At 68.4% G+C, this 19,121-nt stretch carries 16 protein-coding genes; 8 read left to right on the top strand and 8 right to left on the bottom strand.

The window, feature by feature from the left end; genetic code table 11:
* Nucleotides 1-219 precede the first annotated feature (219 nt).
* The 5 genes from GZH52_RS08900 to GZH52_RS08880 all read left to right on the top strand — a co-directional run bounded on the left by GZH52_RS08900 (nucleotide 220) and on the right by GZH52_RS08880 (nucleotide 5,742).
* Nucleotides 220-531: a DUF485 domain-containing protein gene (locus GZH52_RS08900; RefSeq protein ID WP_163316127.1), complete on the top strand. Its 312-nt coding sequence runs from the start codon at nucleotides 220-222 to the stop codon at nucleotides 529-531.
* The gene (locus GZH52_RS08895) at nucleotides 528-2,183 is read left to right on the top strand and encodes a cation acetate symporter (RefSeq protein WP_163316126.1); all 1,656 of its coding nucleotides are present in this window, start codon (nucleotides 528-530) and stop codon (nucleotides 2,181-2,183) included. Before GZH52_RS08900 ends, GZH52_RS08895 begins: the two co-directional genes overlap by 4 nt.
* Before the next feature lie 112 nt (nucleotides 2,184-2,295).
* Nucleotides 2,296-3,963 (top strand): energy-dependent translational throttle protein EttA, encoded by a 1,668-nt coding sequence (gene ettA, locus GZH52_RS08890; protein ID WP_136552383.1) that lies wholly within the window; start codon nucleotides 2,296-2,298, stop codon nucleotides 3,961-3,963.
* Between the two features lie 94 nt (nucleotides 3,964-4,057).
* Nucleotides 4,058-4,912, top strand: coding sequence for a pyridoxal kinase PdxY (pdxY, locus tag GZH52_RS08885; protein ID WP_163316125.1), 855 nt, complete (start codon nucleotides 4,058-4,060; stop codon nucleotides 4,910-4,912).
* 11 nt (nucleotides 4,913-4,923) lie between these two features.
* Nucleotides 4,924-5,742 carry a class I SAM-dependent methyltransferase gene (locus GZH52_RS08880; RefSeq protein WP_163316124.1) on the top strand — a complete coding sequence of 273 codons (819 nt, stop codon included), beginning with the start codon at nucleotides 4,924-4,926 and terminating at the stop codon, nucleotides 5,740-5,742.
* Between the two features lie 102 nt (nucleotides 5,743-5,844).
* Here GZH52_RS08880 and GZH52_RS08875 read toward each other — a convergent pair whose 3' ends face one another.
* Both GZH52_RS08875 and trxC read right to left on the bottom strand, forming a co-directional pair.
* Nucleotides 5,845-6,777 (bottom strand): PliI family lysozyme inhibitor of I-type lysozyme, encoded by a 933-nt coding sequence (locus GZH52_RS08875; RefSeq protein WP_163316123.1) that lies wholly within the window; start codon nucleotides 6,775-6,777, stop codon nucleotides 5,845-5,847.
* A complete protein-coding gene (trxC, locus tag GZH52_RS08870) occupies nucleotides 6,774-7,208 on the bottom strand; it encodes a thioredoxin TrxC (RefSeq protein WP_163316122.1) in 435 nt (144 codons plus the stop codon). Before trxC ends, GZH52_RS08875 begins: the two co-directional genes overlap by 4 nt.
* 90 nt (nucleotides 7,209-7,298) lie before the next feature.
* Here trxC and GZH52_RS08865 point away from each other — a divergent pair, with 90 nt between their 5' ends.
* Both GZH52_RS08865 and GZH52_RS08860 read left to right on the top strand, forming a co-directional pair.
* The gene (locus GZH52_RS08865; RefSeq protein WP_163316121.1) at nucleotides 7,299-8,399 is read left to right on the top strand and encodes a glycerate kinase; all 1,101 of its coding nucleotides are present in this window, start codon (nucleotides 7,299-7,301) and stop codon (nucleotides 8,397-8,399) included.
* Nucleotides 8,400-8,622: 223 nt separating this feature from the next.
* The gene (locus GZH52_RS08860) at nucleotides 8,623-11,376 is read left to right on the top strand and encodes an ImpA family metalloprotease (protein ID WP_163316120.1); all 2,754 of its coding nucleotides are present in this window, start codon (nucleotides 8,623-8,625) and stop codon (nucleotides 11,374-11,376) included.
* 39 nt (nucleotides 11,377-11,415) lie between these two features.
* On the opposite strand, the gene GZH52_RS08855 is transcribed toward GZH52_RS08860, so the two are convergent.
* Genes GZH52_RS08855 through GZH52_RS08835 form a run of 5 tightly spaced genes read right to left on the bottom strand, consistent with a single transcriptional unit; the run spans nucleotide 11,416 to nucleotide 15,946 of the window.
* Nucleotides 11,416-11,781, bottom strand: a complete 366-nt coding sequence (locus GZH52_RS08855; protein ID WP_163316119.1) for a DUF2784 domain-containing protein — start codon at nucleotides 11,779-11,781, stop codon at nucleotides 11,416-11,418.
* 1 nt (nucleotide 11,782) lies between these two features.
* On the bottom strand, nucleotides 11,783-13,738 hold the full coding sequence (locus GZH52_RS08850; protein WP_163316118.1) for an acetoacetate--CoA ligase: 1,956 nt from the start codon (nucleotides 13,736-13,738) through the stop codon (nucleotides 11,783-11,785).
* Nucleotides 13,735-14,397, bottom strand: coding sequence for a maleylacetoacetate isomerase (gene maiA / locus GZH52_RS08845; RefSeq protein WP_163316117.1), 663 nt, complete (start codon nucleotides 14,395-14,397; stop codon nucleotides 13,735-13,737). The genes GZH52_RS08850 and maiA overlap by 4 nt, the downstream gene beginning before the upstream one ends.
* Nucleotides 14,394-15,404 carry a fumarylacetoacetate hydrolase family protein gene (locus GZH52_RS08840; protein WP_163316116.1) on the bottom strand — a complete coding sequence of 337 codons (1,011 nt, stop codon included), beginning with the start codon at nucleotides 15,402-15,404 and terminating at the stop codon, nucleotides 14,394-14,396. Before GZH52_RS08840 ends, maiA begins: the two co-directional genes overlap by 4 nt.
* Nucleotides 15,401-15,946 (bottom strand): VOC family protein, encoded by a 546-nt coding sequence (locus tag GZH52_RS08835; protein WP_163316115.1) that lies wholly within the window; start codon nucleotides 15,944-15,946, stop codon nucleotides 15,401-15,403. The genes GZH52_RS08840 and GZH52_RS08835 overlap by 4 nt, the downstream gene beginning before the upstream one ends.
* Before the next feature lie 152 nt (nucleotides 15,947-16,098).
* Between GZH52_RS08835 and GZH52_RS08830 the strand changes: the two genes are divergently transcribed.
* Nucleotides 16,099-16,857, top strand: coding sequence for an IclR family transcriptional regulator (locus GZH52_RS08830; protein WP_203525682.1), 759 nt, complete (start codon nucleotides 16,099-16,101; stop codon nucleotides 16,855-16,857).
* 114 nt (nucleotides 16,858-16,971) lie between these two features.
* Here GZH52_RS08830 and GZH52_RS08825 read toward each other — a convergent pair whose 3' ends face one another.
* Nucleotides 16,972-19,086 carry a diguanylate cyclase domain-containing protein gene (locus GZH52_RS08825; RefSeq protein WP_163316113.1) on the bottom strand — a complete coding sequence of 705 codons (2,115 nt, stop codon included), beginning with the start codon at nucleotides 19,084-19,086 and terminating at the stop codon, nucleotides 16,972-16,974.
* Nucleotides 19,087-19,121: the final 35 nt, after the last annotated feature.

Genomic DNA, 19,121 nt, shown 5'->3' with positions numbered 1-19,121 from the left:
GCTTGCGGTTAATCGCATTTGCCTTCGCCTAATTTGTATGGCATATTGCGGTGCAATAATAGAGCAAGCGCTCGGCCTGAGGGGGCCGGCGACTTGCGGGTGGCCACGCGCCGCCTCGAGTCCGTAAACGGGCCGAAACGCACACGAGGACATGCTGCACCCGGAGCCGGCGGTGGCCATCTTGGCGCCGTCCGTCGTTTGGCAACCTCAGGAGAAACCATGTCCAACAAAAACAATGACCGCATCCGCGCCAACCCGAAGTTCCGGGAACTCGCGCAAAAGCGCTCACGCACCGCGTGGGGGCTGACCGCGCTGGTCCTCGGCGTCTACTACGGCTACATGCTGCTCGTCGGCATGGCACCGGAATGGCTCGCGCAGCCCCTGAGCGAAGGCGGTACGCTGTCGCTGGGCGTACCGGTCGGTGCCTTCATCATCTTCTTCGCCTGGGCGTGCACCGGGCTGTACGTGCGTCGCGCCAACTCCGAGTTCGACCGCCTGAACGCTGAAATCGTCGAGGAGGCCGGCAAATGAACAAACTGCTTGCAACGCTGATGCTCGCGCCAGCCTTCGCGCTGGCCGGCCCCGCCGTCGAGGCGGCCGAGAAGCAGCCGCTGAACCTGACCGCGATCGCGATGTTCTTCGTGTTCGTCGCCGGCACGCTGATGATCACCTGGTGGGCCGCCCGCCGCACCAAGTCGGCGTCCGACTTCTACACCGCCGGCGGCGGCATCACCGGCTTCCAGAACGGTCTCGCGATCGCCGGTGACTACATGTCCGCGGCGACCCTGCTCGGCCTGTCGTCGATGGTATTTGCCAAGGGCTACGACGGCCTCGTCTACACCGTCGGCTTCTTCGTCGGCTGGCCGGTGGTCACCTTCCTGATCGCGGAGCGCCTGCGCAACCTCGGCAAGTACACCTTCGCCGACATCGCGTCCTACCGCCTTGACCAGAAGAAGATCCGCACCTTCGCGGCCTTCGGCTCGCTGACCGTGGTCTGCTTCTACCTGATCGTGCAGATGGTCGGTGCCGGCCAGCTGATCAAGCTCTTGTTCGGTCTCGACTACCCGGTGGCGGTGATGGTGGTCGGCGTGGTGATGATGCTGTACGTCACCTTCGGCGGCATGATCGCGACTACCTGGGTGCAGATCATCAAGGCCGTGCTGCTGCTGGCCGGTGGTACCACGCTGGCGATCCTGGCGATGAGCCAGTTCGGCTTCAGCTACGAGACGCTGGCGCAGCGCGCGATCGAAGTGCACAAGGGCGGCCAGGGCATCATGGCGCCGGGCTCCATGCTGGCCGACCCGGTCAACGCCGCGTCGATGTCGCTGGGCCTGGTATTCGGTATCGCCGGCCTGCCGCACATCCTGATGCGCTTCTTCACCGTGCCGAACGCCCGCGAGGCGCGCAAGTCGGTGTTCGTCGCGACCGGCTTCATCGGCTTCTTCTTCATCGTGGTGTGCACCATGGGCTTCGCCGCCATGGTGATCGTCGGCACCAACCCGCAGTACTTCGTCGACGGCGACCTCGCCGGCAAGATTGCAGGCGGCGGCAACATGGTCGCCATGCACCTGGCACACGCGGTGGGCGGCAACCTGTTCCTGGGCTTCCTGTCGGCGGTGGCGTTCGCGACCATCCTGGCGGTGGTGTCGGGCCTCGCGCTGGCCGGTGCTTCGTCGATCTCGCACGACATCTACGCCAACGTGATCTGCGGCGGCAAGGCAGACGAGAAGACCGAGATCAAGGTTTCCAAGATCTCCGCCATCGTGCTGGGCGTGCTGGCGATCATCCTCGGCATCCTGTTCGAGAAGATGAACGTCGCCTTCCTGGTCGGCCTGACCTTCGGCATCGCGGCTTCGGCCAACTTCCCGATCCTGATCCTGTCGATGTACTGGAAGGACCTGACCACCCGTGGCGCGTTGCTGGGCGGCTTCACCGGCCTGATCTCGGCGGTGCTGATGGTGGTGCTCTCGCCGTCGGTGTGGGTGACCGTGCTCGGCCACGAGACCGCGATCTTCCCGTACGAGCACCCGGCGCTGTTCTCGATGCCGCTGGCCTTCCTGGTGTCCATCGTGGTGTCGCTGCTCGACCAGAGCGCGGCCGCCAAGCGCGAGCGCGCAGCATTCGACGACCAGTTCGTGCGTGCGCAGACCGGTATCGGTGCCGCCGCGGCGAACGACCACTAAGTACGCTTTTCTGCAAGCAAACGGCGCCCCGCGGGGCGCCGTTTTTGTTGGGGCGCGGCGGATTTGCTAGAATCGCCGCTTCTTCAGAATTTTCCGGAACCTGTCACACGCCATGGCCCAGTACGTGATGTCGATGCTCCGCGTGAGCAAAGTGGTGCCGCCCAAGCGGCAGATCATCAAGGATATTTCCCTGTCGTTCTTCCCGGGCGCCAAGATCGGCCTGTTGGGCCTGAACGGCGCGGGCAAGTCGACCGTGCTGCGCATCATGGCCGGCGTCGACAAGGAATACGAAGGCGAAGTGCAGCACATGCCGGGCGTCAACATCGGCTACTTGCCGCAGGAGCCGCAACTGGACGCCGACAAGACCGTGCGCGAGGAAGTCGAGAGCGGCATGGGCGAGGTGATGGGCGCGCAAAAGCGCCTGGAAGAGGTGTACGCGGCCTACGCGGACCCGGACGCCGACTTCGACGCGCTGGCTGAAGAACAGGCCAAGCTCGAGGCGATCATCTCCGCCGGCGCCGGCGACAATATCGAGCTGCAGCTGGAACTGGCCGCCGACGCGCTACGCCTGCCGCCGTGGGACGCCAAGATCGGCCCGCTCTCCGGTGGCGAGAAGCGCCGCGTCGCGCTGTGCAAGCTGTTGCTGTCCAAGCCCGACATGCTGCTGCTCGACGAGCCGACCAACCACCTGGACGCCGAATCGGTCGAGTGGCTGGAACAGTTCCTGGTGCGCTTCCCGGGCACCGTGGTCGCCGTCACCCACGACCGCTACTTCCTCGACAACGCGGCCGAGTGGATCCTCGAACTTGACCGCGGCGAGGGCATCCCGTGGAAGGGCAACTACTCGAGCTGGCTGGAACAAAAAGAAGCGCGCCTCGAGCAGGAAGCCAAGAGCGAAGGCGCGCGCATGAAGGCGATGAAGCAGGAACTCGAATGGGTGCGCCAGAACCCGAAGGGCCGCCAGGCCAAGAGCAAGGCGCGTATCGCCCGCTTCGAGGAAATGTCGTCGTACGAGCACCAGAAGCGCAACGAGACGCAGGAAATCTTCATCCCGGTCGCCGAGCGCCTGGGCAACGAGGTGATCGAGTTCGACGGCGTCTCCAAGGGCTTCGGCGACCGCCTGCTGATCGACAACCTGAGCTTCAAGGCGCCGGCCGGCGCCATCGTCGGCATCATCGGCCCGAACGGCGCCGGTAAGTCGACACTGTTCAAGATGATCGCCGGGCAGGAGACGCCGGACAGCGGCGAGGTGAAGATCGGCCAGACCGTGCAGATGGCGTACGTCGCGCAGAGCCGCGAGGGGCTGGACGGCGACAAGACCGTGTTCCAGGACGTGGCCGACGGCAACGACCTGATCACCGTCGGCAAGTTCGAGATGTCGAGCCGCGCCTACCTTGGCCGCTTCAACTTCAAGGGCGCGGACCAGCAGAAGAAGGTCGGCATGCTCTCCGGCGGCGAGCGCGGCCGTTTGCATCTGGCCAAGACCCTGCTCAAGGGCGGCAACGTGCTCCTGCTTGACGAACCGTCGAACGACCTCGACGTGGAAACCCTGCGCGCGCTGGAAGACGCGCTGTTGGAGTACGCCGGCACCGTGTTCGTGATCTCGCACGACCGCTGGTTCCTCGACCGTATCGCGACGCACATCCTCGCCGCCGAGGGCGAGTCGCAGTGGACCTTCTTCGACGGCAACTACCAGGAGTACGAAGCCGACAAGAAGAAGCGTCTGGGCGAGGAGGGCGCCAAGCCCAAGCGCATCCGCTACAAGCCGGTGACCCGCTAAACGCCAGTGCCGGGGGCCTGCCCCCGAGCATCCCGGGCCCGCCCAGGTGGCGGGTCTTTGATTTTCAGGCGGCGCAGTGCCGCCGGAGTTTTACATGAATATCCTGTCCATCCAGTCGCACGTGGTCTACGGCCACGCCGGCAACAGCGCGGCGGTGTTCCCGATGCAGCGCATGGGTGCCAACGTGTGGCCCTTGCACACCGTGCAGTTTTCCAACCACACCCAGTACGGGCGCTGGGCCGGCATGGTGATCCCGCCCGAGCAAATCAGCGCGCTCTCCGCCGGCATCGCCGCCATCGACGCGCTCGATGAATGCAACGCGGTACTGTCCGGCTATATCGGCAGCGCCGAGCAGGGCGGCCAGATCCTGGACGCGGTGCGCCAAGTGAAGGCGGCCAACCCGCAGGCCCTCTACCACTGCGACCCGGTGATGGGGCACCCGGCCAAGGGCTGCATCGTCGCGCCGGGCGTGGCGGAGTTTCTGGTGAACGAGGCGCTGCCGGTGGCCGACATCGTCTCGCCCAACCAGCTTGAGCTGGAGATCATCAGCGGGCGCACGCTGCCCACGCTGGCCGACATCGTCGCGGCGGCACGCGGGGTGCTTGCGCGCGGGCCGCGCGTGGTGCTGGTCAAACACCTGCACTACGACGCGCGCCCGGAAGACGAATTCCAGATGCTGGCGGTCGACAAGGACGGCGCGTGGCTGGTCGGCCGGCCGATGTTCGAGTTCGCGCGCGAGCCGGTCGGCGTCGGCGACATGACTTCGGGGCTGTTCCTGGTCGGCCTGCTCGCCGGCAAGGGCGTGCGCGAGGCGCTCGAACACGCGGCGTCCGCGGTCTACGGTGTGCTGGAGACGACCCATCAACTTGGCCGTTACGAGCTGGCGGTGGTCGCCGCGCAACAGGAATACGAGACGCCGTCGCGCCGCTTTGCCGCGCGCGCGTTGTGAAAGGAAAGATCATGGCCAAGGATTACGAAATCCGCCCCGAACAGTCGGTCGAGCTTCTGAAAGAGCTGCACATCCTGACCCGTGACGGCAAGCTCAACCAGGACAGCCGCAGGAAGCTCAAGCAGGTCTACCACCTGGTGCAGTTCATCGAACCCTTGATCCGCGAAGTGGTGGCGGACAAGGGCGACGTGACGGTGGTCGACCACGGCGCCGGTAAGTCCTACCTCGGCTTCATCCTGTACGATTTGGTGCTCAAGGCGCTGGAGGTCGGCGAGGTGATCGGCATCGAGACGCGCGAGGAGTTGGTAGCCACCACCGCCGCGCTCGCCGAAGGGCTGGGCTTCACGCGCATGCGCTTCATCAACGAGACGGTCGCCGAGTCGATCTCGAACGACGCGATCGGCAAGCAGGTCGACATCGTCACCGCCTTGCACGCGTGCAATACCGCGACCGACGACGCGATCCGCTTCGCGCTGCAAAAAGACGCCCGCTTCATCGTGCTGGTGCCGTGCTGCCAGGCCGAAGTCGCCGCCGAGTTGCGCCGGGTGAAGGCGAAGCTGCTGGCGGGCACGCCCCTGGGCGAGATCGTGCGCCACGGCATCCATACCCGCGAATTCGGCAGCCAGCTCACCAACGTGCTGCGCTGCCTGTTGCTGGAGGCGCACGGCTACCAGTTGACGGTGACCGAGCTGGTCGGCTGGGAGCACTCGATGAAGAACGAGCTGATCGTCGCCAAGAAGGGCCAGCGCCGCGGCGGCGCGCGCGAACGCGCCGAGGCGCTGCTGGAGGGCTTCATGCTGGATGGGCTGCGTGAGCGTTTCATCTACTGAGCCGCTTTACCCGCGCATGCGGGCCAGCATAGGCCCGCATGCGCGCTGTTTACTTGCCTTGCCCGGACGTCCGGGCAAGCGCTTCTGCCGCGCCGACCCTCCTCAATACTCGACCACCCGGTCTGATACCAGTGCCCAGCCTTGTCCGCCCTGCGTCAGCCGGTACTGGACCTGGCGCGTGCCGCCGGTCGGCTTCGCGTTGCTGTCGCCGTCGCGGTACACCGGGAAGCGGCGTACCAGACGGTTCTCGATGACGGCGAACGCGTCGTGTCCCATATAGCCGCGGCTTGCCTTGGCGTCCTTCGCGAGATCGGGCAGGCGGATTGGCACCAGCCTGCCGTCCTTTTGCGCGGTGAGCGCGACGAGGTTCGCGTACGAGCCGCTGCCGGCCGACTGCGTGTAGACGTAAAGCTCGGGCTGCCCGTCCACATTCAGGTCCGCCACTTCGGCGCCCGTCACCTTGCCGTCTATTTCCTGGTTGAAGGCCACCGGCTTGCCCTTGGCCGCCTGTGCGTGCACGGACAACTGGTTGAGTGAGCCATGGTCGGTCGCCGTCACCTCGAAGCGGGTGCCCTGCAAGTCCAGCGACTGCCGGAAGCCTTGCGTGTGTGCGGCGGCGGGGGGCAGCGCGATGGCGAGCGTATAGCGTGCCAGTTCCCCGCGCCGCGCGCTGTTGCGCATCTGGTAGACCCGGATCGTGTAGACGCCGTCCGTGGGCAGTACCCCTTGGAAGCGGTCGCCCGAACTCGAGCCGACGAAGATCGCGACGTCGTTCGAGCCAGGTGGCAGCAGGTTGAAGTAGGCGGAGCGGTTGCCGGATTTGAAGTCTACCGTCAGCGTCTGCCCTGCCTTGGCGCGCAGCTTGTAGTCGACGATTTGGTAGCCCTTGATCTCGCCGGAAAGTTTCGCGCCCTGTGCGCCCTTGGCGAAGACCAAGTCCTGGCTGCGGATCTCGTCAGCCGACGCCTGCGCCAGCGGAACGGCCGCAAGCGCGAATGCGCAGGCGGCCAGCGTGTGTCTGAGTCGGGTGTTCATGGCTTCTCCTTGGCCAATGTGGCTTCGACCCACCGGGTGAGCTGGGCGGCGGGCAGCACGCCGCTGTGCCGCGCCAGCTCGCGGCCATCCTTGAACAGCAGCAGGGTCGGGATGCTGCGGATCGCGTAGCGGGCGGACGATTGCGGCGCGGCGTCGCTGTCGACCTTGACGAAGCGTACCCCGGGTAGCGCACGCGCGGCGGCGGCAAACTGCGGTGCCATCGCCTGGCAGGGGCCGCACCACGCGGCCCAGAAGTCGACCAGCACCGGCGCGTCGCAGCCGGCCAGGTAGGACGGGAGTGTCGCATCGCTCAGTGCCACCGGGCTGTCCGGCGCCAGCGGCGCCTTGCACTTTCCGCAGCGCGGGTGTTCGGCGAGGCGTTCGTCGGGAAAGCGGTTGCGGGTCAGGCAGGCAGGGCAGGCAAGTTGCATGGTCGGCTGTTCCGTGGCAAGCGCGGCGGCAGATGCCGCCGCCCGTTTACTGTATGGCATAAGATGGCGCTTTGGCCACAAGGAGGCAGCATGCGTTGGGTGATCGCACCGGATTCGTTCAAGGGTGCCTTGAGCGCCGAAGCCGCGGCGGCGGCGATGGCCGCCGGGGTACGCCGTGCCGACCCTGACGCCGAGCTGTGTGTGCGGCCGATGGCCGACGGCGGCGAGGGGACGCTCGCCGCCGTCCACGCGGCGGTGGGCGGGCACTGGCGGACACACCGCGTGCACGGGGCGGGTGGTGAACCGCTGGATGCGGCCTATCTGGCGTTGCCCGACGGCGGCGCGCTGATCGAGGTCGCGCGGGTGGTCGGGCTGGGCATGAGCGAGGCGCCGCCGATGGCGCGCACCAGTTTCGGCGTCGGCGAATTGATCCTCAGGGCGGTGGCGGACGGCGCGTGCCGCGTCGCCGTCGCGCTGGGCGGCAGCTCGACCTCGGACGGCGGCGCCGGCGTGCTCGCCGCGCTGGGTGCACGTTTTGTCGACGCAGAAGGCCGGCTTCTGTCCGCTGCGCCGCACGACTTGCTGCGGCTCGCGCGGGTCGAGCTGGCGGCATTGGCGCGGCTGCCGGTGCCGCTTGCGCTGTGGAGCGACGTCGACAACCCCCTGCTGGGTGAGCATGGCGCGTGCGCGGTGTTCGGCGCGCAAAAGGGGCTGACGGCCGCCGAGCGCGGCGCGCTCGACGTGGCGCTCGGTCGGCTTTCTTTGCTGGCCGGTGGCGATGTGCAAGCGCCCGGTGCAGGCGCGGCCGGCGGCATCGGCTGGGCGCTCGGGTTGTTGGGGGCGCGCCGCGCCGGCGGCGCGTCGGCGGTTGCGTCGGCGATCGGCCTGGCGGCCGCGATCGCCGGCGCCGGCCATGTACTCACCGGCGAAGGGGCGAGCGACGCGCAGACCCTGCGCGGCAAGGCGCCGTTCTGCGTCGCAAGGTACGCCCGCACCGCCGGTGTGCCGGTGACGCTGCTCTCCGGCCGCGTCGAGATGTCGGCCGAACTTGCCGCCGCGTTCGACGGCTGCTTCTCGGCGTGTCACGGCCCGGTGTCGCTGGAGGACGCGATCGGGCAGGCGGCCGAGACGCTTGAGTTCGCGGCCGAACAGGTCGCGCGGCTGCGCCTCGCGCCGGCCTGCCGCACCTGAACACGGCAGGCCGGCCGTTTGCCCGGCTTGCCTATCGCTGCCCGAAGCGTTCGCGCCTGCCCGGCGCGGGCTCTCCGGGGGCGGCCCCATACCCTAGCTGCTAGTTATCATTGACAACTCGATTGCCACGCTTCTTTTTAATAAAAAACTATTTATTAAATCCCTGTCATAAAATGCGCATTGCATTAAGTGCAAATTTTGAATAATTGACAAGGGAGAAGTCATGAACAAGCTATGGCTACTGGCCATGCCAGCCCTGCTGGCAGGCTGTCTGGGCGGGGGAGGCAGCGGGCAGGACAGCGCGCAGCGACAAGTGCCGCAGCAGCTGGCACAGGCCGAAGCGCCTGCCGTCGCCGAGACGCAGGCCGTCGAAGCGATCTACCCCTACGAGCCTATCGGTGCGGCACTGCAAAGCGGCGACGCCTCCGAGTTGCCGGCCGAGGCGGCACCGGCCCTGCTCGCCGGCGCACGGCAACTGGCCGAGGCGGCCCGTTTCCGGCAGTTGACGCAGCTTACGGCCTTGCTGCCCGCCGGCGTGTCGCAGGGCTACGACTTTGGCAGCAACAGCCGGCAGGTGTGGCCGGCTTCCTTCGAGAGCGGCGCGCCGCTGGTGATCGCCGACAACGGCGCGGTGCTGGCGGCGGCGGCCGAGGCCGACGGTGGCGGGCGCGCGCAGGCGTGGGGCGGCAACGTGCTGTGGAACATGGCGAACGCGAGCCGTGCGCAGCAGGGTTACTTCCCCTTCTTCAAGAACAGCATCGGCTGGCTGCTCGGCGGCAGCGGCAGCGCGTTCCCGGCCACGGTCCGCTACGCGACGCACGCGTACCCAGGCGCGGACGTCAGCGGTTTCCTGACCCGTGCCGGCGCGCAGGCGAAGGCGGTCAGCTGTGCAATCGAGCAGGAGAACAGCTGCTGGCAGGGGGTCGACCTGTTCGTGTTCGGCCAGGGCAGCAGCAACAGCGAGGCGACCGCCGCGCAGGTGCGCCGCTACCTGGCCGCCGGCAAGGCGGTGCTTTACCTGCAATCGAACTGGAATTACGGCCCGGAGCGGCTGGTGTCGGCGATGGGGCTGACCTTGAGCGGCGCCTACGGCGGCCAGTACTGGAGCAAGGGCAGCGTCGCGCCCGAGCGCACGGTCGACGCTTCCTTGCAGAAGGCCGACGAGTGGGGGGCGCTGGCTGGTCGCATCGCCTTGGCCGACGCGCTCGCCAACGACGCGCTCGCCCAGTGGAACACGGGCGGGCTGACGGCGGCCGTCGACCGCATCGCACAGGAGAAGTCTGTCTCCGAGGCGCAGGGCCAGCCGCTGTTCGGCGCCGAGGGCAGCAACTACCTGCGCTATCTGGTGCTGTGGGCCGACGTCGCACGCCGCAGCGTCGACTACGGCCCGGTCAGCCGGACCGGCAACGCCGCCGGCTTCCTGCGCGCGCTCGCGTCGGATAGCTGGAGCTACGCGGTACGCGGCTCGACGACGACCCCGCAAACCTTCGGTGACTGGATGCCGCCGGCGGTGCGCAACCTCGCGCCGTCCGCCGCCCCGGAAGAGGTGGTGGTCACCATCGCGCAAGGCGGCGGGCGCACCGCGATCGGCCGCGGTGCCTTGCCCGGCGCGCCGGTCGAAGTCGAGGTGGTCGACGACGCGGGCGCGTCGTCGCTGGCGCTGCGCATCGGCCATATCCGTGCGCGCGGCAACCCGCTTGCCGACAACTATGACCGGCCGCGCTACCCGGACGGCCATCAGGTGACACTGCCCAAGGGGCGTGCGCTGACGCTGGTCTACCCGTGGGGCGGCCCGCTGTTCCTCGACTACCAGGGCCTCGCCGCCGGGCGCAAGGTGACGCTCAGGCTCAAGGGCGTCACCCGCTACGCGCACTTCGACTTCACCCAGCCGATGTCCGCCGACGAGATGGCGCAGGCCGTCGGCGCGCTGTCGCGTGGCGACTACGGCTGGCAAACCGCCAAGTTCGAGGGTGGCGAGGTGCAGCAGACCATCGCCAAGGCGAAAAGCGTGATCGGCAGCCAGAGTCCGGAGCAGTATGTGCTGGACGGCCTGAAGGTGCGGATTTTCGACAGCAACCACCTGGTCAACGGCTACGCCAACATGCCCTTGCAGCCCAAGGTCGCCGAGCTGTGCAGGGAGTTTGGCTGGACGTGCGCGGGGGACATGCACCGCGCGCCGTCGGTCCAGCACTTTGTCGGCTGGATCGCCGCCTGCGGCTTCCTGTGTTCGGGCAACCCGTCCGACGGCTTTGCCGGGCTCGCGCCGGGCTGGGGCTGGTGGCACGAACTTGGCCACAACACGGTGCCGCGTTCGCAGAAGCTGGTGTTCGAGGGCAAGGGCTGCGTGACCGAGTGTGACAACAACATCCTCGCCAACGCCAGCGCCTTGCGCCAGTACGCGCTGAACGGCAGTGACGTCAACGGCGACCGCATCGACCACAAGGGCCTCTACAACGCGGCCAAGCTGGCGGTCGACCAGGGCAAGACGGGTGCCGCGTTGCAGCAGGACGTGTACGCGCGCTTCTGGGTTGGCGCCTCACAGAACCACAACGCGATGCGCGCGGTGCATTTCCAGCTTGCCTACCTGTACACGCTGGCGCGCTACGGCACCCTCCAGCCCGAAGCGCTGCAAGCGCTCGAGTTCTTCACGCTGCTCTCCAAGGGCGACCGCCTGGTGGCGAAGGCGTGGGATACGGCCGACAAGGGCAAGTACGCGATGGGGCGCTATGCGGGCAACAGCATCGCCAACCACGAGCTGCTGTACGTGCTCTCGAGCAAGATCATCGGGCGCGACCTGCGCCAGCTGTTCGAGCTGTACGGCATCCCGCTGTCGGCGACGGCGGTCGGTTCGGTCGCGGACCTGAACCTGCCGCTGCAATCCCCGATGTTCTTCGCGCTGGCGCCCGGTCGCGGCAACCAGCTCGCGAGCGGGAAGTGGGTGTCGCTGAGCGCGGGCATGCCGGCGTATCCGTTCTGAGCCGGGCAGGGCGTTTCCCGTAAAACCGTCAGCCGGCCGTCAGGCCGGCTTTTTGCTGCGCCACAGCCACAGGTAGAGCGCGGCGTTGACGGCGATCAGCAGCAGTGCGAGTGCGCCTTGCAGCGGGCGGTCAAGCCCCGGCGGGTAGATCAGGGGCAGCAGGTAGTGCTCGATGAAGCCGCCGGCGTAGCCCGCGTCGCCGGCAGCAAAGCGCAGGCGGTTTTCTATTGAGGTGAGCGGGCAGGGCCAGCCGGCGGCTTCCACCAGGAAGCCCCACAGGGCGGCGGGCAGTTGCAGCCAGGGCACGCGCGGCCAGCGCCACGCCAAGAGCGCGCCCAGCGCGGCAAACAGGATGAACGCCAGGTGCAGCACCAGTACCGCGTCGGCCGCCAAGCGCCAGAGCATGTCAGATCGACAGCTCGGGCAGGTCGCGGAACAGCGCTAGCGCCTCGGGGTTGGCCAGCGCGCCGACGTTGGCGACCGCTTCGCCGTGCACCACGTTCCTTACCGCCAGCTCGACCAGCTTGCCCGACAGCGTGCGCGGCAAGTCGTCGACGGCGACGATGCGCGCGGGCACATGGCGCGGGCTCGCGCCGTCGCGGATCTGCGTGCGTATCCTGTGCACCAGGGGGTCGTCGAGTTTCGCGCCTGCGCGCAGGCGCACGAACAGCACGACGCGTTCGTCGCCGTGCCACTTCTGGCCGATGGCGATGCTCTCCAGTACCTCGCTAATGCCTTCTAGCTGGCGGTAGATCTCGGCGGTGCCGATGCGTACGCCGCCGGGGTTGAGCACCGCATCCGAGCGGCCGTGGATGACCAGCCCGCCGTGGCGGGTCTGTTCGGCGTAGTCGCCGTGCGCCCACAGCCCGGCAAAGCGCGAGAAATACGCCTTGCGGTAGCGTGCCTGCCCCGGGTCGTTCCAGAAGCCGACCGGCATCGACGGGAACGGCCGCCGGCATACGAGTTCGCCCTTGGCCTCGCTGACACTGTGGCCGGCGTCGTCGACGACATCAATCGCCATGCCAAGGCCCGCGCACTGCAGCTCGCCCGCCCACACCGGCAGCGTCGGGTTGCCCAGCGCGAAGCAGGAGACGATGTCGGTGCCGCCGGAGATCGACGCGAGGTTGAGCTCGCGCTTGATGTGGCGGTACACCCACTGGAAACGCTCGGCCGACAGCGGCGAGCCGGTGGAGAGCAGCACGCGCAGGCGCGCAAGCGGCCAGTGCTCGCAGGGTGCGAGGCCGCTTTGCGCGAGTGCGTCGAGGTAGCGCGCCGAGGTGCCGAAGTGCGTGCAGCCGGCTTGTTCGGCCCAGCGCCACAGCCGCCGGCCGTCCTCGGCAAACGGCGAGCCCTCGTAGCACATCAGGGTGACGCCGCTGGCGAGCGCGCTGGCGAGCCAGTTCCACATCATCCAGCCGCAGGTCGAGTAGTAGAGCAGCGTATCGCCCGCGTGCATATCCGCGTGCAGCTGGTGTTCCTTCAGGTGCTGCAGCAAGGTGCCGCCGTGGCCGTGCACGATGCACTTGGGTGCGCCGGTGGTACCGCTGGAATACAGGATGAACAGCGGATGGTCGAACGGCACCCGCGTGAAGGTGGGCGCGGCCGCCGCGAAGGGGGCGATGAAGGCGTCAAGCGGCAGCGCGCCCTCGATGCGCGCGGCCGCCTCGGTCGCGTCCCCCGCGCACGGCAGCACGATAACGCGGGCGAGCGAGGGCAGGCGCGCGGCGATTTCGGCCGCGCGCGCGGCAAGCTCGATGCGCTTGCCGCCGTAGACGACCGAGTCGCTGCAAAAGAGCAGCTTGGGGGCGGTCTGGCCGAAGCGCTCGACGCAGCCGTCGACGCCAAAGTCGGTCGAGCAACTGGTCCACACCGCGCCCAGGCTCGCCGTGGCGAGCATTGCCGCGATGGTCTCCGGCTGGTTGGCGACGAAGCCGGCGATGCGGTCGCCCGTCTTGACGCCCGCCTCGCGCATCGCCTGTTGCAGGCGGGACACCAGTGCGGAGAGTCCGGCACGGGTCAGCGTGGTTTCGTCCCCGGTCTCCTGCAGGAAACGGATCGCCAGCCGTCCATCCGGCGCGGCGAGCAGGTTTTCCGCGTAGTTGAGCGTGGCCCCGGGGAAGAAGCGTGTCTCGAGAAAACGTCCGCTGCCGGCCAGCGCCGGGCCCCGTCTGTCGCCAATCAGGCCGGTGTAGTCCCACACCGCGGGCCAGAACAGCGCGGGCGCGTCAACCGACAGCCGCCACAAGCTCACGTAGTCGGGCAGCGGCTGGCCGCTTTTCGCGCGCACGAGGCGGGTAAAGGCGGCCAGATGGCTCGCGTCGGCACGCTCGGCGCGCGGGGTCCACAGCGGGGTGTCGGTCATGGTGTCATCCTGACGTCGGGCGGGGCATCAAGCTGCCGCTCCGGGCGCGCGGCGTCGAAGGCCGGCAAGGCAAGCGCCGCTGCTTCGATCGCCAGCAGGCGGGGGTAGGGCGCAAGGTCGGCGCCGAAGCGGCGTGCGTTGTATAGCTGCGGGATCAGGCAACACTCGGCAAGCGTGGGCGCATCGCCGAAGGCGAACGCGTGCGGGTGGGGAGCCTCGGCAAGCGTCGCCTCAAGCGCGGCCAGGCCCTTGCCCAGCCAGTGGCGGATCCACGCTAGGCGCGCTTCGTCGCTGACGGTAAGCTTCCCTTGCAGGTACTCGAGCACGCGCAGATTATTGAGTGGGTGCGTGTCGCAGGCGATGGCGAGCGCGAACGCGCGCACCCGGGCGCGGCCCGCCGCGTCTGCCGGCAGCAGCGGCACCGCGGGATGCGTCTCGTCGAGGTACTCGATGATCGCGAGCGACTGGCTGATGCGGTTGCCCGCGTCGTCGACCAGCAGTGGCACCAGTTGCTCTGGGTTGAGCGCGGCGTAGCCGGGCGAGGCCTGTTCGTGCGCGGGGAGCGAAACCGGCACCGCCTGGTAGGCGATGCCCTTGAGCGCAAGCGCGATGCGCACGCGGTACGCAGCCGAACTTCTCCAGTAGCCGAACAGCTTCATGGCAGGGCGCTTAGCCGGTTTTCGATCGCGCCGAACACGCTTTGCCCGTCGGCGCCGAACGCCTCGATGCGCACGGTGTCACCGTCGTGCATGAAGCGGGTGCGCGCGTTGCCGGTCTCTATCGTTTCGAGCATGCGCAGCTCGGCGATGCACGCGAAGCCGACGCCGCCCTTGTGTACCGGCGCGCCGTTCAGGCCGCCCTGTCGGTTGGAGACGGTGCCGCTGCCGACGATGGAGCCGGCGGCAACGTCGCGCGTCTTCGCGATATGCGCGATCAGCTGCGAGAAGTCGAACGCCATGTCGACGCCGGCGTTCGGGCAGCCGAACGGTTCGCCGCCCAAGGAAACCGTCAGCGGCAGGTGCAACTTGTTGTCCCGCCACGCCTCACCCAGCTCGTCCGGGGTGACCGCGACCGGCGAGAAGCTGGAGGCTGGCTTGGACTGGAAGAAGCCGAAGCCCTTGGCCAGTTCTTCCGGGATCAGCGCGCGCAGCGAGACGTCGTTGACCAAGAGCACCAGGCGGATCGCGCCGGCGCACGCGGGCGCCGGGCTGCCTTGCGCGACGTCGCCGGTGATCACCGCCACCTCGGCCTCGAAGTCGACCCCCCATACTTCGCGTGCACGGATGTCGTCTCGCGGGCCGATGAAGGCGTCGCTGCCGCCCTGGTACATCAGCGGGTCGTGGTAGAAGGTTGCCGGCACCTCGGCGCCGCGCGCGCGGCGCACCAGCTCGACGTGGTTGAGGTAGGCCGAGCCGTCGGCCCACTGGTAGGCGCGCGGCAGGGGCGACGCGCACACGGCGGGGTCGAACGCGAAGGCACCCTCGGCGAGCCCGCCGTTGAGCGCGCGGTACTGTTCGGCGAGCAAGGGGGCTGCGTGCGGCCAGTCGTCGAGCGCGGCCTGCAGGGTGGCTGCGATGCGCGGCACTTCGAGCGCGAGGGTAAGGTCGCGCGAGACGACCACCAGCGTGCCGTCACGGCCGCCTTTTTTCAGGGTCGCAAGCTTCATGGCCGGTCCTCCTCGCGGTTTGTCTCGTGCAGCCAGCGCGCATGCTGCGGTGCGCGGCGGGTGAGCGCCCACTCCTCGAGCATCGCGTCCTTGACCTTGCCCAGCGCATCCAGCATGTCGGGCGTGGCGGTGTTGGCGGCCAGCTCCAGCCGGAGGCCGTTCGGATCGAAGAAGTAGATCGACTGGAACAGGGTATGGTCGGTCGGGCCGACCACCTCGATGCCGGCTGCGACGAGCCGCTCGCGCGTCGCGATGAGGGTGTCGACCGAGTCGACTTCGAGCGCGAGGTGCTGCACCCAGGGCGGCGTGTTCGGGTCGCGTCCCATCGGCGGCTGCCCGGGCAGCTCGAAGAAGGCGAGCACGTTGCCGCCGCCGGCGTCGAGGAATACATGCATGTAGGGGTCGAGCTCGCCGGTCGACGGGACGTGGTCTTCCGAGAAGGCGAGCATGAAGCGCATGCCCAAGTGTTGCTCGTACCAGCGGACGGTTTCCCTGGCGTCGCGGCAACGGTACGCGACGTGGTGGATCCTGCGAATCAGCATCGGGTGGTCTCCTTGTCGTTTTCTGTCCAGCATAGCGTGCTTGCGCGGCCGGTGGTGGCCATTTAATGCCTTTGTCAATTTGATTGTTAGGCAATGATGCCAAACGCCGGCGGTGGTAGAATGCGGCGATGGATAACGGAGTCAACAGCAAGATGGAACAGCGCAGAGGGATCCAGTCGATCGAGGTGGGCGGCAGCCTGCTCAAGGTGCTCGCCGACGCGGGCTCGCCGATGATGCTCAAGGACCTCGCGGCGGCGGCGGGCATGGTGCCGGCCAAGGCGCACCCTTACCTGGTCAGCTACTGCAAGCTGGGGCTCGTCCGCCAGGACTTCGCCAGCGGCCGCTACGCGCTCGGCCCGTTCGCGCTGCAGATGGGGCTCGCCGCCTTGCGCGAAGTCGATGCCTTGCGTGTCGCCGGCGACGAGGTCGTCCGGCTGTCGCAGGCGATGGGGCAGACCTTCGCGGTGGTGGTGTGGGGCAGCCACGGCCCGACCGTCGTGCGCATCGAGGACGCCAACTGCGTGGTGCAGGTCAATATGCGGGTGGGGACCGTGCTGCCGCTGCTCGCCTCGGCGACCGGCCTCGTGTTCAGCGCGTACCAGCCAGGCCCGCTGGTCGACGACGCGCTCAAGCGCGAGGCGCTGTTGTGGGGCGAGTCCGAGGTGCCTGCCGACCTTGGCGCGCGGCTTGATGAAGTGCGTGCGCGCGGCATGGCGCGTGCCAGCGGCAGCCCTCAACCCGGCGTCAACGGCATGGCCGCGCCGGTATTCGACAGTAGCGGCCGCCTGGTGCTGACCTTGACGGCGCTGGGCCCGGCCGCAACCTTCGACAACGGCTGGGACAGCCCGCTGTCGCAGGCGCTCAAGTTGGCCGCTCAGGAAGTCTCGCGGCAGATCGGCTACCCGCTCTAGACGGTCCTTCTGCGGCGCGCATGTGCCGCGCCCACCTTCCGGCACCGCCCGAACAGGCCAGGCACCTTGTGTCCGGCCTTTTTCCTGCCTGCCCGTCCGGTGCCGGGTGCCGTTTCAGGCGGCTTCGTCGCGGTGCCGCCCGCTTCTGGCCAGTACCCAGTGCTCGAACGCGTCAAGGGTGCGGCCCTGGCCGAATAGCGGTCCCTCGGCGAGCGGGCCGCCCGCGTCGCGAAGCCGCTGGAACTGCCGGGCGCTTTGCACGTTGCGGGCGACCGCGTCGACGCCGAGCGCGCGTGCACAGGCGATGGCCGCGCGCAGTGCCGGCGAGCTGGCGCCAAGGCAGCCCGTCAGCGTTTCATCCAGATACAGCGCATGCGCGGGTAAGCGATCGAGCACCGTCAGCGGGGTGGCGCCAAAGCCGGTCAGCGCGACGCGCACGCCGTCGTCGGCAAGCCGGCGCACCTGCGTGCGCGCCGCCTGCAGCCGCGCATCGTCCGTCAGGTCCGCGTCCACGACCAGCTCCAGATTGGTGGCCGCCAGATCCCGTTCGCCCAGCATCGCCGTGACGTCGCGGGCGAAGCCGGCGTCGCTGAGCAAGGCTGCGCCGACTTCCACGCTCAGCACCAGGCGCGCCAGCACGGGGTCCGCCTGCCAGCGCGCGAGGATGTCGCATGCGAGTTGCAGCGTCTGCCGTTCGAGCCCGGGGGGCTGCGCACCCTGCCCGAAGCCGGTCGCGCCACCGCGGATGCCCGGCAGCGCGGCGGCGGCCGTCGCGCCGACCACCTCGAGCCGGGCGTTGGCACGCGGGTAGAACGCCAGGTCCGGCACCACGCCGTCCGGCCGTGCCGTGAGCGAACCGGCCTGCAGCAAGGACCGCGAGAAGCGCCGTTGCAGGCGCTCGCAGTGGAAGCGCCAGGTATTGCGCCCGGCGTGCTTGGCGCGGTAGAGCGCGCGGTCGGCCTGCTCGAGCAGGGCGTTGGCGTCCTCGTGACTGCCAAGGAACAGGCTGATGCCGATGCTGGTGCTGATCTGGTGGCTGTGTTCCCCGAGCTGGAACGCAGAGGCCAGCGCCTGGCACAGCTTGTCTGCCAGGGCGACGATGCGCTCGCAGGTCTTCGCCTCGCCCTCGGCGACCTGTTCGAGCAGGATCACGAATTCGTCGCCGCCCAGCCGGGCGACCGTGTCGCTGGCGCGTACGCACGCGACCAGCCTTGTGGCGACCGCCTGCAAGAGCAAATCGCCGGTCGCGTGGCCGTAGCCGTCGTTGACCGCCTTGAAGCCGTCCAGGTCGAGGAACAGCACGGCGCCCCGCAGTCCGCTGCGCTCGCCGAGCGCCTGAGCGTGCTGCAGGCGCTCGAGCAACAGGCGGCGGTTGGGCAGTTTGGTCAGCGGGTCGTAGTAGGCGAGCGTGCGGATCGCGTCGTCGGCGCGGTGGCGTTCGTCGACGTCGGCGACGATGCCCATCACCAGCGAGGGCTGCCCCGCCGCGTCGCGCTCGATCACGTGCGCGCGTTCCTCGAACCAGCGCCCGGCGTATTCGCCGCGACCCAGCCGGTATTCGACGCGCAGGGGGCGTTCTTCGCCGGCTAGGCAGGCCGCCTGCACCCCGCGCACACGCTCGCGGTCGGCTTCGGCGATCAGCTCGAGCTGTTCGTGCATGGATACGGGAAGCTGGTCAGCCGGCAGGCCGAACAGGCTGGCGGCTTGCGGGCCGTGCACGAGCGCGTCGTCTGCGGTGTACCACTCCCACACGCTCTCGCCGCTGGTCTGCAGCAGGAAGTCGAGGCGGCGGCGCGCGCGCTGGGCGTCCTGACGGGCGGCCTCCAGCGTGGTGAGGTCGGTATCCATGCAAAAGAGCAAGACTTGGCCATCCGGCTTGCGCAGCCAGGTATGGCTCGAGTAGACCGACACCGTGCGGCCGTCGCGTGCCTGCAGGCTGAAAACACCCGGCTCGATGTCGCCGCCTTGCGCTAGTGCACGGATGACGTCGCCCATGAAGGCTGCGGCCTGCTCGGGGGGCATGAAGAGTTCGCCAAGCTTGCGGCCGACGGCCTCGCTGCGCGGCCAGCCGTAAAGGGTTTCGCTCTGGGCGCCCCAGAACACGAGGGTGCCGTCGGGGGTGTAGGCCTGGATTGCGGTGCCCGGAATGCAGTCGAGCAGCGCGAACAGCGCCGCTTCGTCGAAAGCGGGCCAGGTGTGGCGGGCGTGTGTGCTTACCGTTGATTTCATGAAGCACCAGGGCTTTGCAAGTCGTGCGGCTTCAT

The organism is Crenobacter caeni, from assembly GCF_010435965.1.
In the GTDB taxonomy this organism is placed as follows: Bacteria; Pseudomonadota; Gammaproteobacteria; order Burkholderiales; family Chromobacteriaceae; genus Craterilacuibacter; species Craterilacuibacter caeni.
Note: the sequence above shows the minus strand (reverse complement) of the source record. Positions and strands in the feature narration are given on the sequence as shown.

Excerpts from the sequence above, each read along its gene's own strand:
- GZH52_RS08900 (WP_163316127.1), top strand. The coding sequence starts at position 220 with ATGTCCAACAAAAACAATGACCGCATCCGCGCCAACCCGAAGTTCCGG.
- GZH52_RS08895 (WP_163316126.1), top strand. The coding sequence starts at position 528 with ATGAACAAACTGCTTGCAACGCTGATGCTCGCGCCAGCCTTCGCGCTG.
- ettA (WP_136552383.1), top strand. The coding sequence starts at position 2,296 with ATGGCCCAGTACGTGATGTCGATGCTCCGCGTGAGCAAAGTGGTGCCG.
- pdxY (WP_163316125.1), top strand. The coding sequence starts at position 4,058 with ATGAATATCCTGTCCATCCAGTCGCACGTGGTCTACGGCCACGCCGGC.
- GZH52_RS08880 (WP_163316124.1), top strand. The coding sequence starts at position 4,924 with ATGGCCAAGGATTACGAAATCCGCCCCGAACAGTCGGTCGAGCTTCTG.
- GZH52_RS08875 (WP_163316123.1), bottom strand. The coding sequence starts at position 6,777 with ATGAACACCCGACTCAGACACACGCTGGCCGCCTGCGCATTCGCGCTT.
- trxC (WP_163316122.1), bottom strand. The coding sequence starts at position 7,208 with ATGCAACTTGCCTGCCCTGCCTGCCTGACCCGCAACCGCTTTCCCGAC.
- GZH52_RS08865 (WP_163316121.1), top strand. The coding sequence starts at position 7,299 with ATGCGTTGGGTGATCGCACCGGATTCGTTCAAGGGTGCCTTGAGCGCC.
- GZH52_RS08860 (WP_163316120.1), top strand. The coding sequence starts at position 8,623 with ATGAACAAGCTATGGCTACTGGCCATGCCAGCCCTGCTGGCAGGCTGT.
- GZH52_RS08855 (WP_163316119.1), bottom strand. The coding sequence starts at position 11,781 with ATGCTCTGGCGCTTGGCGGCCGACGCGGTACTGGTGCTGCACCTGGCG.
- GZH52_RS08850 (WP_163316118.1), bottom strand. The coding sequence starts at position 13,738 with ATGACCGACACCCCGCTGTGGACCCCGCGCGCCGAGCGTGCCGACGCG.
- maiA (WP_163316117.1), bottom strand. The coding sequence starts at position 14,397 with ATGAAGCTGTTCGGCTACTGGAGAAGTTCGGCTGCGTACCGCGTGCGC.
- GZH52_RS08840 (WP_163316116.1), bottom strand. The coding sequence starts at position 15,404 with ATGAAGCTTGCGACCCTGAAAAAAGGCGGCCGTGACGGCACGCTGGTG.
- GZH52_RS08835 (WP_163316115.1), bottom strand. The coding sequence starts at position 15,946 with ATGCTGATTCGCAGGATCCACCACGTCGCGTACCGTTGCCGCGACGCC.
- GZH52_RS08830 (WP_203525682.1), top strand. The coding sequence starts at position 16,099 with ATGGAACAGCGCAGAGGGATCCAGTCGATCGAGGTGGGCGGCAGCCTG.
- GZH52_RS08825 (WP_163316113.1), bottom strand. The coding sequence starts at position 19,086 with ATGAAATCAACGGTAAGCACACACGCCCGCCACACCTGGCCCGCTTTC.